Source organism: Chromobacterium sp. CCUG 76385 (genome assembly GCF_059916625.1).
In genome coordinates, this window is the sequence record NZ_JAUCGU010000034.1 from 1 (window position 1) to 15,677 (window position 15,677).

The window sequence follows — 15,677 nt, forward strand, 5'->3', positions numbered from 1 at the left end:
ACTGGGTATCCATCATCACGCTCCTGGTGAGAGGCTTACTTCAGTGTAGTTACCAACTTACAATTGGGACATAGCCATAAGAAAACCCCGCTGATTAGGCGGGGTTTTCTTTCTTAAGGAACCGATCTGGCTTACAGCACCATCACCGCTTCGGCCTCCACCAGCACGCCCTTGGGCAGGCTGGCCACGCCGACTGCGGCGCGGGCCGGGAACGGCTGGCTGAAATACTGGCCCATGATTTCGTTGAAGGTGGCGAAGTTGGACAGATCGGTCAGGTAGGCATTGAGTTTGACGATCTGGTCCAGGCTGCCGCCGGCGGCCTCGCACACGGCCTTCATGTTCTTGAACACCTGGTGGGTTTCGGCGGCGAAGCCGCCTTCCACCACGGCCATGGTGGCCGGGTCCAGCGGGATCTGGCCGGACAGGTAGACGGTGTTGCCTGCCTTGACGGCTTGCGAGTAAGCGCCGATGGCGGCCGGAGCTTTGTCGGTGTGGATGATTTCCTTAGCCATTATTCATCTCCTTCTTTGAGGAACAGGGTGAGCAGATCGTTGAGAAAGCGCTGGCCTTTCAGCGTCGGGCGCAGGATGGCGCCGTCGCCGTCCAGCAGGCCTTGCGCCTGGGCCTGGTCCAGCTGGCGGCGGATAAGCGCCAGCGGCAGCCCGGTGCGCTCCTGGAACAGGCGGCTCTCAAAGCCGCCAGTCAGGCGCAGCAAATTCATCATGAATTCAAACGGCAGGTCGGCGCGGGCGACCTTCTGCTGGCTTTGCAGCGGATTGCCGTCCGCCACCGCCTTCAGATAGGCCGCCGGCTGCTTGTGCCGCATCTGGCGCACAATGCCGGCGTGGCTGCTGATCTTGCCGTGCGCGCCGGCGCCGATGCCGACGTAGTCGCCAAACTGCCAGTAGTTGAGGTTGTGGCGGCTGTGGCGGCCGGGTTTGGCGAAGGCCGAGGTTTCGTAGTGATCGAAACCAGCGGCTTCCAGACGCGATTCTATCGCCTCCTGCATGTCGGCGGACACCTCGTCATCCGGCAGATTCTGCGGCGTCTGCGCCGCGAACAGCGTATTCGGTTCAATCGTCAGGTGGTAGGCCGACAGATGGGTGATGCCGTAAGAGAGCGCGGTATTCAGGTCGGACAGCGCCTCGTCCAGGGTCTGGCCCGGCAGCGCGTACATCAGATCCAGATTGACGTTGTCGAAATGGGTCAGCGCGATCTCGACCGCGCGCTTGGCCTCATCGCCGTCATGGATGCGGCCCAGCGCCTTCAGGTGCGTGGGATCGAAGCTCTGGATGCCGATCGACAGCCGATTGATGCCGGCCTCGCGGTAGCCGCGGAAGCGTTCTATCTCGAAGGTGCCGGGGTTGGCCTCCATGGTGATCTCGGCGTCCGGATGCAGTTTCATCCGCGCCCGCACCCCGGCCAGCAGCGCGTCCATCGCCTGCGGACTGAACAGGCTGGGCGTGCCGCCGCCCATGAAGATGCTGGTCAACGGGCGGCCCCACACCTCGGGCAGCGAGTATTCCAGATCGCGCAGCAGCGCGTCGACATAGGCCATCTCGTCGAAGCCGTTCTTCGGCTCGTGCGAGTTGAAGTCGCAATACGGGCACTTGCGGATGCACCACGGAAAGTGGATGTACAGCGCCAGGGGCGGCAGCTCGCGCAGGCCGCCACTCAGCGCCGAGACGTCGATCACGCTCATGCCAGCGCCTTGAGCTTGGCCATCAGCGCGGCCAGCGCCTGGCCGCGGTGGCTGACACGGTTCTTTTCGGCGGCGTCCAGTTCGGCCGCCGACACGCCGTAGCTCGGCAGATGGAAATGCGGGTCGTAGCCGAAGCCGCCCTCCCCGGCAGCCTGGTCGCGCACTTCGCCCAGCCAGATGCCATCGGCCACCAGCGGCTGCGGATCGTCGGCGTGGCGCACCAGCACCAGCACGCAGTAGTACCAGGCGCGGCGGTTGGCCTCGCCCTGCAGCTTTTCCACCAGCAGCGCGTTGTTGCGCGCGTCGGACTTGGGTTCGCCGGCGAAGCGGGCCGAGTACACGCCCGGCGCGCCGCCCAGCGCCTCGACGCAGATGCCGGAATCGTCGGCCAGCGCCGGCAGGCCGGTCAGCCGGCTGGCGTGGCGCGCCTTCTCCAGCGCGTTTTCCAGGAAGGTGTGGTGCGGCTCCGGGCATTCCGGCACGTCGAAATCGCGCTGCGGGCGCACGGTGACGCCCAGCTCGGCGAACAGCGCGCCGAACTCCTTCAGCTTGCCGGCGTTATTGCTGGCGAGAACCAGTTGGTCGAACATCTTTATCGCTCTTTCTATCTTGTAAGCGGCCGGACGATCGCGCATGGCGTCCGGCCAGGCCGCCAGCTTAGCGGCTGACCTTCACTTCCGTCCACATCCGCGCCAGTACGCGGCGCTCGGCCGGCGTCAATTCGCGCAGCACGGTCCATTTTCCGGCCTGTTCCGGCGTCGGGTTGATCACTGGATGCGCTTTCAGATCGGCGCGGAAAAACGCGCCGGCGGTGGAGACCGGATTCGTCGCGCCGTTCAGGTTGGTCAACTGGGCGGCATGCTTGCCATCCAGCATGAAATTGATGAACTGGTGCGCCAGGTCCGGCCGTTTGGCGCTGGCGGTAATGGCCATGGTATCCACGCCCAGTTCATTGCCCTCGCGCTGCGATACATTGCCGATGTGGAAACGCCGCTTGCTCAGACGGGCATCCTCGCTGGCCTGGAAGAATTCCGTGGAATAGCCCAGCGCCACCCAGATATTGCCGATGGCAAGCTGCTTCAGATAGCTGGCATTGGAGAAGGCGGCCCAATACGGCTTGGCGCGCTTGATCACGTCGCGCGCGGCGCGCATGTCGGCTTCGGCGGCTTTGTTCGGGTCCTTGCCCAGGTAGAACAGCGCGGCGGCGAACACCTCGCGCGAGCTGTCCAGCACCGTCACCTTGCCCTTGAGCTTCTGCAGCACCTTGGGATCGAAAATCACCGACCAGCTGGTGGGATCGATGCCAAGCTGCTGCAGCTTCTCCACGTTGTAACCCACGGAGGTCAGCGACAGCACGGTGGGGATGGTGTAGCGGTTGCCCGGATCGTAGCTTGGCGACAGATAAGCCGGCGCCACATTCTTCAGATTGGGAATCTGCCGGTGATCCAATGGTTGCAAAAGCTTCTGCTTGGTCATGGCCTGCACCACGAAACTGGACGGAAACACCATGTCGTAGCCCTTGGCCCCGGCGGCCAGCTTGGCCAGCATTTCCTCGTTGTCGCCATAGTAGTCCTGCACCACCTTGCAACCGCAACTCTGCTCAAACTGCTTGACGATGTTGTCGGACAACGAGCCGCTCCAGTTGTAGATGTGCAGCACGTCATTGGGACCGGCCCAGGCCAGGCCGGAAGACAGCGACAGGGCGAGCATCAACTTCTGCAACTTTTTCAATTGGGATTCACCTCCAGACGGTCATGCCAGGCATGACAATGACAAAAGGCGGCACCAGGCCGCCCGGATCGACAACCGCCAGCGGGCGGTCATCGCGGTATTCAGGCGCGGCGGCCTTGCAGCGTCGCTTCGTAGGCTTGGCGCAGCAGTCCGGCGTCAGCGCCGTCCAGCAGCTTGGCGTCGGACAGCATGCGGCGCCAGTTGCGCGCGCCAGGCAGGCCCTGGAACAGGCCCAGGATGTGGCGGGCGATATGGCGGACATTGCTGCCGTCGCCCAATCGCGCCGTGACGTAAGGCATCATCGCCTCCACCACCGCCGCGCGTTCCGGCCGTGCGCTTTCATCGCCATAGAACAGCGCGTCCCACTCGGCCATCAGCCAGGGATTGTGATAAGCCTCGCGGCCCACCATGACGCCGTCCACATGCTTCAAGTGCTCTGCGATCTCGGCATTGGTCTTCACCCCGCCGTTGATCAGGATTTCCAGGTCCGGCCGCTCCCGCTTCAAACGATAGACATAGTCGTATTTCAGCGGCGGGATCTCGCGGTTTTCCTTAGGGCTCAGCCCTTTCAAGATGGCGTTGCGCGCGTGGACGATGAAGGTATGGCAACCAGCCTCGGCCACGGTGTCCACGAATTCGCGCAGGTAATCGTAATGCTCGATCTGGTCAATGCCGATGCGGTGCTTAACGGTGACATCGATATCCACCGCGTCGCGCATCACCTTGACGCAATCAGACACCAGTTGCGGCTCCGCCATCAAACAGGCGCCGAAAGCGCCCTTCTGCACTCTCTCGGACGGGCAACCGACATTAAGGTTCACCTCGTCATAGCCCCATTGCTCCGCCAGCTTGGCGCAGGCGGCCAGTTCGGCGGGCTCGGAGCCGCCCAATTGCAGCGCCAGCGGATGCTCCGCCTCGTCAAAACGCAGATGGCGCTCCACATCTCCATGGAGCAGCGCGCCGGTGGTCACCATTTCAGTGTACAGCCAAGTATGGCGCGTGATCTGGCGGGCGAAATAGCGGTAGTGGCGGTCGGTCCAATCCAGCATCGGCGCAACGCTCAGGCGCCGGGACGGCTTGTTTGCTTTAAATCCTTGATTGGCGCGGGTTGCAGCGCCATTGGGTGCAGTCTTGTTTACGTTCATTCCGGCTGATTTCCGCCTATTTCCGTCCCGCCGGTGCTACACAAAGCGCGACTTTCCGGGGCTATAGCACCACTCGCACGCCTTGCGTAGCGCCTGCCTTCTAGCCCACAAGGCGGCGCTGACTAAGCATTTGAATAAACGAGGAATTATCCCCCTTACACTGCGCAAGGGTCAAGTTTGGCAGACAGACACATGCCAATCACTCAGCGGCGGATCGCCCCGCTTGCGGGGCATCCGCCCTACGCGAGATCATCCGCTATAGGGCGAAATATACAGGGAAAGCCAAGAGTGCCCTGGCGATGTCGACGCAGCGAAGATATCAGCCTACAGAGTCCAGCCCATTAAACTACGGTCTTCACGGACCCGCCCTAAAACCAACGCATGTCCTTCGCAGTAAAATTGCACTGCCCAGACTCTTGCAGAACTTAAGTCCAGTGCGGCCGCGACTTATCCAGACCTCCTTATGCATTCATGCTGGCATCTCTGAAAAATGGGTCATGCCCGTCAAGACGTTGACACTGCGCCTCGATCTCCGCTGGCCATTGCGGGATCTTGCTGAAATGCATGGCAATCATCCGACCTGGATAGAATATATAGTAAAAAAGAATGAATGGATTGAGATAGCTGCCGAGAGAGGCAGCGATGCGCTCAAAACTGAATGCTAGCGTTTCTTTCTTGTCTTTGATCGGCAGGCAGCCACTAATTACATCCGAGACGCTGGCAGGGCCTTCTTCCATGTAGCGGCGGATAAATTCCCAATACCCTTTCGCTCTCTCCCGTCCCCAACTTCCCATCGCGCATGCTGGCAGCCCAAAGGTTTCGCGCACTGTTACGCCATCCCCATCCAGAACATGGCCAACCATATCCCACATCCCGTAGGTGACAGGAATCTGGGTAAAAAATACTCTATCCCACTTCACACTCAATACGGTTCCATCCTGACGGAAAACATGGACCATGCGTGTTTTTCGATTAAATCGGATGGGGTAGTGGGTATAATTGATTTCTTTCTTTGTTACCTTCCAAGTGCACCACGAAAAAAGTATTAGTATTGGATTTACTATAAAGACATACCAACCCTCAGCATTTCCTGATGCTATCGCAGATAGACCATAATAAAACCCAATTAACAATCCGAACATAGTAAATGCAGCTTGAGTTAGCCAGGCTGTAGTCAAGGTCCCCTTGTCAAAAAAATACTTATCCACCACCTCCAGCCAGTTAGAGTTAATCTCAATAACCGAAAACTGATGATAAAGATCAGTATTTAGGTTCTCTTTTTGCTTTAATTGACGATCGCGCTCTTCAATCGAAAGCGGCCTACTAATTGCGTACGGAGTGGCCTGTCCAGTAAATTCCATATTATCCCGCCACGGCTAATTCTAATTGCTTTTGCTCTTCGTCTGGTGTTTTATACGTTCGCCCACCCCAATATCCATTTTCCAGCCAAGCTTGAACTTTGTTGTCCTTAAATAGTTCAATCAGCAAAGCAACTCCAATCAGTGCAATAATGGCGACCCAGCCAATAAATGGAAATACACTAGCAAGTGCCATATACGCAACTATCACTCCCAGCCCCATTGACACTAGGTATAAAAAACCCATCCCAATCTTTCCCGACCTAAATGAGTTAAGCGCATTCTTCCCATCCCAAAATGCCATGATGGCGCCGCCAATGAATCCACCTAAGCGTCCAATGCCGCTAAGTAGACCTCCAAACTTACCCAAGCCCTCGGCAAACTTCGGCACCCAGGCCGCAGTTTTTTTCAGGCCCTGCCCCGCCATGTCAACGATGGTCCCGGCAAGCGCGGTGGTACCTGCACGCAAACGCCAGCTAGCCTCTTTTGCCTCGTGGCTCATCGCACCTTGTTCATCTTGTCCCAGCTTGTCCAAAGCGGCCCACTGCCAAATGGCTGCCAGCAGTCCACCGGCGAACGGTATCGCGCCCTTGGCGCTGGAGAGTGCCGCGCGCCACTCGCCCATGACGATATTATCCAGCTGAGCCGCAGTATGGATACTGCCTGCCAGCCATTTAGCCTGCTGAGAAGGTGTCAGCCCATTGGGCATGCCTCTAACTTGCTTGGGATCGAGCAAGAGGGTGAATGTCTTCTTTTCGGTGTCATCCAAGTGCACGCCGGCTGCTTGCAGATTGCGCAGCTGTGCGCTGACCGCGCGCTCCATCTCGCGCGGATTCATCGCTTTGCCGCCTTGCTTGACCAACTCCTTGATCAAGCGCGTGCGGAAAGCTTTTTTGCTGCCGGTGACTTCGACTTGCACGAAGACTTTTCGGCTATGCATCGCCATGGCAGTCCAGAGTGGCCGTGCAACCTTGTTGGCTATGCCATCGAAGAGTTTGACCAAGGGGGCGCTGATCGTCAGCAGATAAGCGTTCAGGCTGGTATCACCGTGAGCGATCTTCTCGGCCACGCCCCCCTGGAAACCGATATAGGCATCCGCGGGGAAGATGCGCGGATCAATGCTTTGCGCTCCGACTGCTTTTTTTACCTGGTCTTTCAGTGATTTCTGATTGAGCACGGCCGCATTGAGCACGAAGTTTTCCGGCTCGAAGTTACCGGATAGCAATTGCGAGAGGTGGTCCAGGCAAAGTTTCTTGTCTTGCGCACCCGAAACAGCCAGTGTGACCGCCCGCGTGTAGGCTTCCCCGCTATCTAGATCATCTTCATCGTAATTGCACTGAAAGGATTGCTTGATGTCCTGACCGCCTAGCCAACCCAGATATGCCTTGGCGAGCGGCTGGATGGTGGTCTGGTCAAACTTTTGGCTTTCCGCCTCAAACTTGACCTGCCAGGCCTGCATGGCCGGTTCGTTGAACTTGGCTCGGTATTTGTCCCAGGCCAGCTTTTGGGCGCGCTTGGCTTCGGTTGGCGTGACGGTACGCAGGGCATCGTACTGGGCCTCTCTGCGTTTTCTGGCGCTGGACGAGAACAGCACGAAGAGGTCGGGCTGCGAGATGTAGTCATTGGATAGTTCTTCTGCCGCTTGATGCTCGGCTTCCAGCGCCTGGTCCTCCACAGCCATCTTGATCTGGCTGATAGCCATGCTGGCCATCAGCGGGTGCTTGTTTTCCTTCTTGTTGGCGAAGACGCTGGCGTGATGAATCATCAGGGCGGAGAGCTCCGCTGCGATGCCGACCGGATCGCTCAGCGCGACGATGAAGCCTTTGCCGGGGGCGAGTTTTTCTGCCTCCGCGATCAACCGCTCGGCGTGGCCTTTTCTGCTAGCAAGCGGGACGGGGGAGAAGCCCACGGCCTTGCCCAGAGCCGCTTTATCCAGTGCATATTCCGCGATTTTGCTGCCTGCATCCTTGATGGGCAGGCAATGCTTGGCATCGATACTGGCGCTGTAAGCTTTGACGTCTACGCAGCGCATGTGTTTCTTGCGATAGTCTGCGCTGTCATGACGCTTGCGCACGGCCTCCGTCCATTGGCCGTCCGAAAACGCCAGCCAGACCTTGGTGGCGCGCTTGGCATCGGGGATGGTGATGCAACTGGCGATGGCGCGGTGTCCTTCATCGGGGCAACTGAACGGTTTTTTCGGTAGAACCAGCGGCTGACCTTTGGCTTGGGTGCTGGTCTTGAAGAAATAGCCATCCTCGGTGACGAAATAGTCATCCCAGCGTTTGCGCGCCTCATCGTAAACATAGAGGTAGCCGCTGCGGAGGGCTCTCAACGTGTATTGACTGCTTGCATCGGGCAGCGCCACCGAGGGTTTGTTGGTTAGCGCCGGCGCGTTGGCATTGGGGAGGGCAACCGCATACCGAGCCGGGAAAATCGGTACGCCGCGCTTATCGCAGTATTCGCAACTGGGGTTAGTGCTCATGTTTTCTCGTTTGGGTATGCGTTATTCAATAGCGGAAGTTTGGATGACGGCCCACTGCTCGTCTGTGAGCAGCGCGAGGCAATCCACCACCGTGCTGTCTTCACGCTCCTCCGGGCTTTGCGCCATCCAGCCGGCGATCTCGCGTTGGACCAATGGGTGAGAATCAAACTGGTCGCCGTAACGAATGCCATAACAGGCAAAAGCTACTTGGTCCTCAAGCCGGCCCATCTGGTAAAGATGTTGCGCCCGTTGGACCAGGCCATCCACTCGCGCCGCGCGGTTGATGGCGCTCTCCCAGTCCAGGCAGCCAGTTTGCGCGAATGCGCGATTCATTGCGCCGACTCTCAGCAGTCCCTCCCAATCCATTGCTGGCGCGGTGTGCTGGGCCGAGTTGGACGTTGGGGGCGTCATCAAGGCCCAGCGGCCATACAGATTGCTTGCCCATAGGCTGACCGGGCCATACAAACCGATCATGGCCGGGGCATTGAGTACGCGCGGCAGTTGTGACCAGACTCTGCCATCAAAAATTCTCAGCCAGGATTTCTGTCCTTGATGGACCAGCACTTGGGCCTGGCATAGATGGCGCGCCATAGCGGCCGGAGCGATGGCTGCCGACAAGAGCGCGCTGAGCGGCGCCGGTTCATCGTCTTGCTGGGCGTTTTCCAGTTGGGTGAACAAGGCGCGCCGGTCATCTGGCTTGAGCGCCGATAGATTCAACAAGGAAGGCATCAGCCCTTCATTGTCTTCAAAGCCCCTGGGCGTAAGCAAGGTCCACGGCCAATCATCAGGCAGTTCGGCCCTTTGCTCTGCAGAGGCAATGGCAAAATTGAATGGACCCAATTGGCCTTGAGTCAGAAATGCGCCAGACAGCGGTTGCCAGTTTTGTTGATTCATTGCGCGCCCCCTAGACCCTACGCTGCCGGGACAACCGCGTCGCCGCCTGCGGCTGCCGCTCGGGCGCGCATCTCGCACATTTTGACTTTCAGTTCGGGCATCGGCGCGTTCAAGCTGGCGGGGCCAGACAGGTCATGGCTGGCGCCTTTCACGCTGACGGTGCCGGGGGCATGCACCTCGATATTGCCATCGGCAATGCGGAAATAGGCGCCGCCGGCGGTCAGCAGAATTTCCTTCTTGGCCTTGACCTCAATCCGACCCTTGCATGAGGTAATGGTCACATCCTTGTCGGCCGTGATTTCCATCGCATCGCTCTGCGCCTGAACCTGTACTTTGCCCTTGGCTGCGATCAGCTTCAGGGCCACCTTGTCCTTCACCCCGGCCACGAACAGGCTGATGCTCTTGCCCACGTTGTGAATCCACCGCCGGCTGGTGGTGTGGTTGGCATCACGCTGGGCCACCAGGTTGAGGTTCTGCTCGGCGCTGAGGGTTTGGCTTTGTTCGGTCAGACTGGCGATGCCGGCCGGGCCGGACAGGATGAGCAGTGGCTGTTGACCCTCTTGCTCCTTGGCTGTTTTGGCGTCCTTATCGGTATTGCTGCCAGCCTCCCAGGCGGCCAGGGCATCCAGCTGATGCTGTATGTGGCCCTTGGCTTTCTTGCCGGTTTTAGCGTTGTCTTCGCCGATGGCATCCGGCCCGGTTTCCATGGTGTCGGCGAGTTGGCCGGTGGCGGTTTCGGCCAGCGCCTGACTCAGCGCGACGGCAGACTGCAGCTGGCTCTGCGCATGCTCGCGCGCCAGCTGTTTGCCGCCGGCACCGTTTTGCGCTTCGGTGGACAGCAGCAGGCCGTGGGCGGCGCGGATGGCACCGTGCTGGTCGGTGCGCAGCTCGAAGCCTTCGCCGCGTGGCTGGGCTTTGCCGTGGCTGCGCGGGTGGGTGAGGAAGCCTTGGTTGAGCTGGGTCTTGCCGGATTCGGAGCTGAGTTTGGCGCGCACTTCGCCGGGGGTGTCGTCGAACAGCAGTTCGTTGTAGCCGCCGCCCTGGTGTTCTTTGGATTTGATGCCGGACAGGGTCTTGTTGGCGGGCAGCGCGCCGGCGCCGCTGAAGTCCGGCGTCGGGTGGCTGCCGTTGTACAGCACGCCGGTGATGACGGGCCGGTCGATGTCGCCTTCGATGAAGCTGACCAGCACTTCCTGGCCGATGCGCGGGATGAACTGGTGGCCGAAACCGGCGCCGGCGCTGGGCATGGCCACGCGCAGCCAGCAGCTGGATTTGTCGTCGAGGTTGGCGCCGAAGGTTTGATGTTCTTCTGGCCGTTGCCAGTGGAATTGCACCTTGATGCGGCCTTGGGCGTCGGTATATATCTCGTCGGCCACTTGGTCTGTCGGTTCGGCCGGGCCGACCACGGTGGCGGTCTGCACGCCGCGCGATTTCGGTTTGGCCAGCGGCGTGTCGGCATAGGCCGGCGTCAGCGGAATGCCGCGGCGCTGGGTCTGCAGCGTGGTAGTGAACGGCGCGGCGTCGCTGGGGGCGCCGACGTGCTGGGCCAGATCCTGGGGCAGGTTGTTGCGCACCTGGAAGGTTTGGCCGGTGACCACGAATTCGCGGTGTTGCGGGCTATCGGTTTCGTGCGCCGGATGGTCGTCCAGGCGGAACCATTCGCCCGGCTGCAGGCCGCGTACGGTGCCGCTGGCGCGGAAGGATTTGGCCTGCAGGTCATGCGCCTGCTGGCGCAGCTGGGCGTAGCGGCCCAGCTGTTCATCGTCGCCGGCGTAATACAGGCCCGGCGCGTCGTAGTGGGTCAGGCTGCTTTGCAGCGACTGGCCGGCCTGGCCCTGTTCGATGCGGCTGCCGTCTTCGCTGCGCTGGGTGGAAACGGGTTTGTAGTCGTAGCTGGCCAGCGCCACGCTGCTGGGCACGATCTGGCGCGCGGCCTGCCATTCGGTCAGGCCGTCTTCGTCTTCGGTGGCGTCGCTGCGGTGGAAGCGCACGCGGCTCAAGGGGGCGGCCGGCAGGCTATGCGGATCGTCAAACACCGCCAGCTGAACCTGCAGGCCGTCATCGTCTTGATGCAGGAAACGCCAGGCGTAGCCTTCTTCGTGCAGCAGGCGCACGATGAATTCGTAATCGCTCTCGCGGTATTGCAGGCAGTAGCTGCGCGGCTGGGCCGGCTGCACCCGGCTGCACCTGGATGGCCAGCGTCTGCACCCGGGCGAAGGCTGGGTTGGCTTGCTGATGTTCGGAGAGGATCTGCTGGATGATGTCCGGCACCGTCAGGTCCTGGAACACGCGCGAAGTGCGACGGTGACGCAGCAGCGCGAACGGCGGCTCGATGGTCAGTTCGTACTTGGCGAAGCCGCCATCGGCGCCGGCCAGCCTGGCCTGGCTCACCACGCCGCAGCGGATGGACTCGCCGCCGGAGGCATCCTCGATGCCGATACGCGCCGGCTGGCCCAGCAGCGACTTCAGTTCGATATGGGTGTCCGGCGACAGACAGGTCAGCGTGTAGCGATACGGTTGGGACAGACCTTCTTCGGCCTGCAGGCTCAACGGCAGCAGCTGCTCGGCGGCGATCTGCCCGGTCCCCAGCCGCAAAGTCAATACCCGTCGATCTTGGCCAAAGGCGGAGGCGAAACTGGCCAGCAGTGCGTTCAAATCCATCCGAGTCCCAAATAAAAATACCCTCCAAAGAGGGTATGTCATTGAACTAAAAGAGGATAAGAATTTTATGATGCTACGCAAGCGTCAACAAGCTAGCCCTGCCACAAATCGGACAAACCTACACTAAAGTACAGGTGAAAATTGATTTCATGTCGCTTTCTTGAAGGATAACACGCTGCACCAGACAACCTGCCAGGATAGTCTTAAAGTCACGCGCCCAAGCGGCCCAGAAGCTGGCGCGAAACCCATCCTTCGCAGCAGCAGACGCGCGGCCGTGCTTGCCCGACACCCCAACGCAGGCTCGCTTCGACGCATAAGCGCTTGATCAGACGAGGAGTTATCTGACTTACAGCAAGGCAGGGGCAAGGCAAAATGTCTCTCGTCTTATTCGACTAGGCGCATATGCGCGCGCACCCAGTCGCGGTCGTCCGCTTCGAAATGCCACCACTCGGTGGCGATGGCGCGGAAACCGGCTGCCTCCATACAGTTTCGCAGCAGGAGGCGGTTGGCCAGTTGCGCCTCGCTCAAGCGCCCGGCGGCGCGCATCGCGACTTCATGCCGCGGCTGGGCCAGCTCCGTGAAATCGTCGAAGCCGGTGCCCATGTCGAGTTCGCGTCCTGCCTCGTCTTCCAGGGTAAGGTCCACCGCCATCCCGAAGCTATGAATGGAACCGCGCGCCGGATCGGCCACGTACACCCGCTGCGGCGTATCCTTGACGATGTCCCACAGCACGCGCTGCACCCGCCCGGGACGCAGCGCGTCGAAAATCCGCAAACGGTATCCGTCCTGCCGCCGCGCAAGCTCCGCGGCGGCCTGCGCCAGCTTTGCAGCGGCGTCGCGGTGCAGCCGCGCTGGCTGCGCCGCGCCATACAGATTGCGTCCAACGAAGTTGTCGGCGCTTGCATAGCGCAGATCGAGGCGGACGCCGGGCAGCCCGTCAAGCGGGACATATTCCGGATAGCTATCCAGCGCTTCCAGTTTGATGGTAGCCGACATGGCGTCTCCTCTCTCCGATGATCCATCGCAAACCTGCAGTTGGACGCGATATGCGATACTCGGATGACAATCCGATACCGGCTTGGACTGACATGATAAGCCCGGACCGACAAAACCAAAACAGGAAAGCGGACATGCTTCTTCCCCGCCCTTTGCGCCCATTCTTGCTCGCCGCGCTGCTGGGCAGCGCCTTGCCAGGCGCCGCCCTGGCAGCCAAGCCGCTGGTCTTCTGCGCGGAGGCCTCGCCCGAGGGTTTCGACCCCGCTCTATGGGACAGCGCCACCACTTACAACATCACCAAGCCGGTGTTCCAGGGTCTGGTAGAGTTCCAGCGCGGCGGCGTGACGCTGCGCCCCGGCCTCGCCGAGCGCTGGACCGTATCGGCCGACGGCCTGGAATACATCTTCAAGCTGCGCCGCGGCGTGCATTTCCACCATACCGACTATTTCACGCCGCAGCGCGACTTCTCCGCCGATGACGTGGTGTTCACCGTTAACCGCTGGATTCGGCCGGAGCTGCCATTCAATCAGGCTTTCAAAACGCCGCTGACCGGCCCGGACGGTTATGGCTTGGCCAAGATGATCGAATCGGTGCAAAAGCTGGATCAGCATACGGTGAAAATCCGGCTGAGGGAGCGCAACGCCACCTTCCTCACTTTCTTTGCCATGGGCTTCGCCGGCATGCAATCGGCCGAATACGCCGAGCAATTGCTGAAAGCCGGCAAGCCGCAACAGATCAACCAGCTGCCCATCGGTACCGGCCCTTACCGCTTCAAGAGCTATGCCAAAGACTCCACCATACGCTATGAGGCGAATCCGCAATACTGGGGCCATGCGCAGAAAACCCGCAGCCTGGTGTTCGCCATCGTCACCGACCCGCAAGTGCGCCTGCAGAAGCTGAAGGCAGGCGAATGCCAGGTGGCGGCCGCGGTGCGCGAATCGGACCTCGACACGCTGGCGGCGGACAAGCGCATCAAGATCGCCTCCACCGGCGCCAGCAATATCTCTTATCTCGCCTACAACCTGAAGCGGCCGCAGTTCGCCAAGCGCGAGGTACGGGTGGCGCTGGACATGGCCATCAACCGCGACGCCCTGTTCAAGGCCATGTTTCCCAAGGGCGGCGCGATCCAGGCGGTCAATCCGTATCCGCCGTCGATCTGGAGCTGGAACCCGAAAACGCGCAACGAATACAACCCGGCCAAAGCCAAGGCCTTGCTGGCCCAGGCCGGCTACCCCAACGGCTTCACGGTGAATCTGTGGGCGCTGCCGGTGCAGCGTCCCACCAATCCCAACGGCAAGCTGATGGCGCAGATGATTCAACAGGATTGGGCCAAGATAGGCGTCAAAGCCAATATCCAGAGCTACGAATGGGGCGAGTACCTGAAGCGCGCCGCCGCCGGCGAACACGATGTCTATATGTCCGGCTTGACCAGCAATTCCGGCGACCCGGACGACTTCCTGTGGAACAGCCTGTCCTGCAGCGTCAGCAAGGGCGGCCAGCGCTTTTGCGACGCCGAGTTCGACAACTTGCTGCAGCTGGGCCGCCAAACCACCGACCAGAAGCAACGGACGCGCTACTATCTGAAAGCGCAGGAAATCTTCAAGTACCAGCGGCCATGGATCACCATCGCCCATTCGCGCATCTATATTCCGCTGCGCAACAATGTGCAGGGCTTCATCATGAATCCGAATGGTTCTTTTGATTTCGAGGACGTATGGCTCAAATGAATCCCGCCTGGCCCTCCAGCTTCAGCAGCCATCGCTACCAGGCGCTGACGGCCGGCCCGCGCTTGATCGTCACCGGCGCGGTGCACGGCAATGAAGTGTGCGGCGCCATCGCCATCCGCCGCCTCATGGCGGAGCTGGAACAGGGCGCGCTATCACTCGTCCGCGGCACGCTGACCCTGGTGCCGGTGGCCAACCCGCTGGCCTACCAGTTGGGCCAACGCGGCGGCGAGCGCAATCTGAACCGCAACCTCGCGCCCCAGCCCAGCCCGCAAGATTACGAGGACCATGTCGCCAACTGGCTATGCCCGCTGCTGGCCGAGCATGAAGTGCTGCTCGATCTGCATTCGTTCCAGTCGCCGGGCCAGCCCTTCGTTTTTCTGGGGCCGCCGGATAACGCGGGCACGCTGGAGCCGTTTTCGCATGCGGCAAAAGAGGAAGCCCTGGCGCGATGTTTGGGGGTGAGCCGCGCCATGGATGGCTGGCTCAGCACCTATGCATTGGGTGTGGAGAGACGCCAATCGGCAGCGCTGGGCGACGCGCGCCAACGCGCGCTGAACAGCGACGTCCGCTACGGCGTGGGCACCACCGAATACATGCGCAGCCAAGGCGGCTGGGCGCTGACGCTGGAGTGCGGCCAACACGACGATCCGGCCGCGCCGGAAGTGGCTTATCGCGCCGTCGTCAACACGCTGGCGCATCTGGGCATGATCCGGGCGCCGGCGCCGACGCCGACGCGGCAAACGCTGCAAGGATTGAGCTTGTATGAGGTAGTGGACAAACAGCACGACGCTGATCGTTTCGTCCGCAACTGGGCCAGCTTCGATCCCGTGCGGCGCGGCGAAACCATCGCCGTGCGCGCCGATGGCAAAACCTTGCTGGCGCCGGACGATGGCTGCATCGTGTTTCCCAGCCCAGGCGCGCCGCCAGGGCAAGAATGGTTCTACCTGGCGCGGCCTTCGGCCAGATGGTGAGCGCCATAGG

Annotated in this window: 11 protein-coding genes and 1 pseudogene; 2 read left to right on the forward strand and 10 right to left on the reverse strand. The window is 60.8% G+C overall.

Going from position 1 to position 15,677, the window contains the following annotated elements; translation table 11 throughout:
• Positions 1-131: 131 nt before the first annotated feature.
• The 10 genes and pseudogenes from QUG01_RS17045 to QUG01_RS17090 all read right to left on the reverse strand — a co-directional run bounded on the left by QUG01_RS17045 (position 132) and on the right by QUG01_RS17090 (position 12,969).
• Positions 132-512 (reverse strand): RidA family protein, encoded by a 381-nt coding sequence (locus tag QUG01_RS17045; RefSeq protein WP_043623676.1) that lies wholly within the window; start codon positions 510-512, stop codon positions 132-134.
• The gene (gene hemW, locus QUG01_RS17050; RefSeq protein WP_500831140.1) at positions 512-1,702 is read right to left on the reverse strand and encodes a radical SAM family heme chaperone HemW; all 1,191 of its coding nucleotides are present in this window, start codon (positions 1,700-1,702) and stop codon (positions 512-514) included. Before hemW ends, QUG01_RS17045 begins: the two co-directional genes overlap by 1 nt.
• Positions 1,699-2,292: an RdgB/HAM1 family non-canonical purine NTP pyrophosphatase gene (gene rdgB, locus QUG01_RS17055; protein ID WP_500831141.1), complete on the reverse strand. Its 594-nt coding sequence runs from the start codon at positions 2,290-2,292 to the stop codon at positions 1,699-1,701. Before rdgB ends, hemW begins: the two co-directional genes overlap by 4 nt.
• 67 nt (positions 2,293-2,359) lie before the next feature.
• The gene (locus QUG01_RS17060) at positions 2,360-3,433 is read right to left on the reverse strand and encodes an ABC transporter substrate-binding protein (protein WP_500831142.1); all 1,074 of its coding nucleotides are present in this window, start codon (positions 3,431-3,433) and stop codon (positions 2,360-2,362) included.
• Between the two features lie 101 nt (positions 3,434-3,534).
• Entirely contained in the window at positions 3,535-4,482 is a 948-nt protein-coding gene (dusA, locus tag QUG01_RS17065) for a tRNA dihydrouridine(20/20a) synthase DusA (protein WP_500831143.1), read from the reverse strand.
• 557 nt (positions 4,483-5,039) lie between these two features.
• The gene (locus tag QUG01_RS17070) at positions 5,040-5,939 is read right to left on the reverse strand and encodes a DUF6708 domain-containing protein (protein WP_500831144.1); all 900 of its coding nucleotides are present in this window, start codon (positions 5,937-5,939) and stop codon (positions 5,040-5,042) included.
• Position 5,940: 1 nt separating this feature from the next.
• Positions 5,941-8,418: a T6SS effector BTH_I2691 family protein gene (locus tag QUG01_RS17075; RefSeq protein ID WP_500831145.1), complete on the reverse strand. Its 2,478-nt coding sequence runs from the start codon at positions 8,416-8,418 to the stop codon at positions 5,941-5,943.
• 21 nt (positions 8,419-8,439) lie between these two features.
• Positions 8,440-9,312: a hypothetical protein gene (locus QUG01_RS17080; RefSeq protein WP_500831146.1), complete on the reverse strand. Its 873-nt coding sequence runs from the start codon at positions 9,310-9,312 to the stop codon at positions 8,440-8,442.
• 17 nt (positions 9,313-9,329) lie between these two features.
• Positions 9,330-11,973, reverse strand: a pseudogene (locus tag QUG01_RS17085) (type VI secretion system Vgr family protein).
• A gap of 384 nt (positions 11,974-12,357) precedes the next feature.
• Positions 12,358-12,969 (reverse strand): M15 family metallopeptidase, encoded by a 612-nt coding sequence (locus tag QUG01_RS17090; RefSeq protein ID WP_500831147.1) that lies wholly within the window; start codon positions 12,967-12,969, stop codon positions 12,358-12,360.
• Positions 12,970-13,103: 134 nt separating this feature from the next.
• Between QUG01_RS17090 and QUG01_RS17095 the strand changes: the two genes are divergently transcribed.
• Positions 13,104-14,696, forward strand: a complete 1,593-nt coding sequence (locus QUG01_RS17095; RefSeq protein WP_500831148.1) for an ABC transporter substrate-binding protein — start codon at positions 13,104-13,106, stop codon at positions 14,694-14,696.
• A complete protein-coding gene (locus QUG01_RS17100) occupies positions 14,693-15,667 on the forward strand; it encodes a M14 family metallopeptidase (protein ID WP_500831149.1) in 975 nt (324 codons plus the stop codon). The genes QUG01_RS17095 and QUG01_RS17100 overlap by 4 nt, the downstream gene beginning before the upstream one ends.
• The last annotated feature ends 10 nt before the right edge of the window (positions 15,668-15,677 follow it).

Bases quoted from the DNA above. Each gene is read 5' to 3' on its own strand.
- QUG01_RS17100 (WP_500831149.1), top strand. From the start codon at position 14,693: ATGAATCCCGCCTGGCCCTCCAGCTTCAGCAGCCATCGCTACCAGGCG.
- QUG01_RS17045 (WP_043623676.1), bottom strand. From the start codon at position 512: ATGGCTAAGGAAATCATCCACACCGACAAAGCTCCGGCCGCCATCGGC.
- rdgB (WP_500831141.1), bottom strand. From the start codon at position 2,292: ATGTTCGACCAACTGGTTCTCGCCAGCAATAACGCCGGCAAGCTGAAG.
- dusA (WP_500831143.1), bottom strand. From the start codon at position 4,482: ATGCTGGATTGGACCGACCGCCACTACCGCTATTTCGCCCGCCAGATC.
- QUG01_RS17075 (WP_500831145.1), bottom strand. From the start codon at position 8,418: ATGAGCACTAACCCCAGTTGCGAATACTGCGATAAGCGCGGCGTACCG.
- QUG01_RS17090 (WP_500831147.1), bottom strand. From the start codon at position 12,969: ATGTCGGCTACCATCAAACTGGAAGCGCTGGATAGCTATCCGGAATAT.
- QUG01_RS17095 (WP_500831148.1), top strand. From the start codon at position 13,104: ATGCTTCTTCCCCGCCCTTTGCGCCCATTCTTGCTCGCCGCGCTGCTG.
- hemW (WP_500831140.1), bottom strand. From the start codon at position 1,702: ATGAGCGTGATCGACGTCTCGGCGCTGAGTGGCGGCCTGCGCGAGCTG.
- QUG01_RS17070 (WP_500831144.1), bottom strand. From the start codon at position 5,939: ATGGAATTTACTGGACAGGCCACTCCGTACGCAATTAGTAGGCCGCTT.
- QUG01_RS17080 (WP_500831146.1), bottom strand. From the start codon at position 9,312: ATGAATCAACAAAACTGGCAACCGCTGTCTGGCGCATTTCTGACTCAA.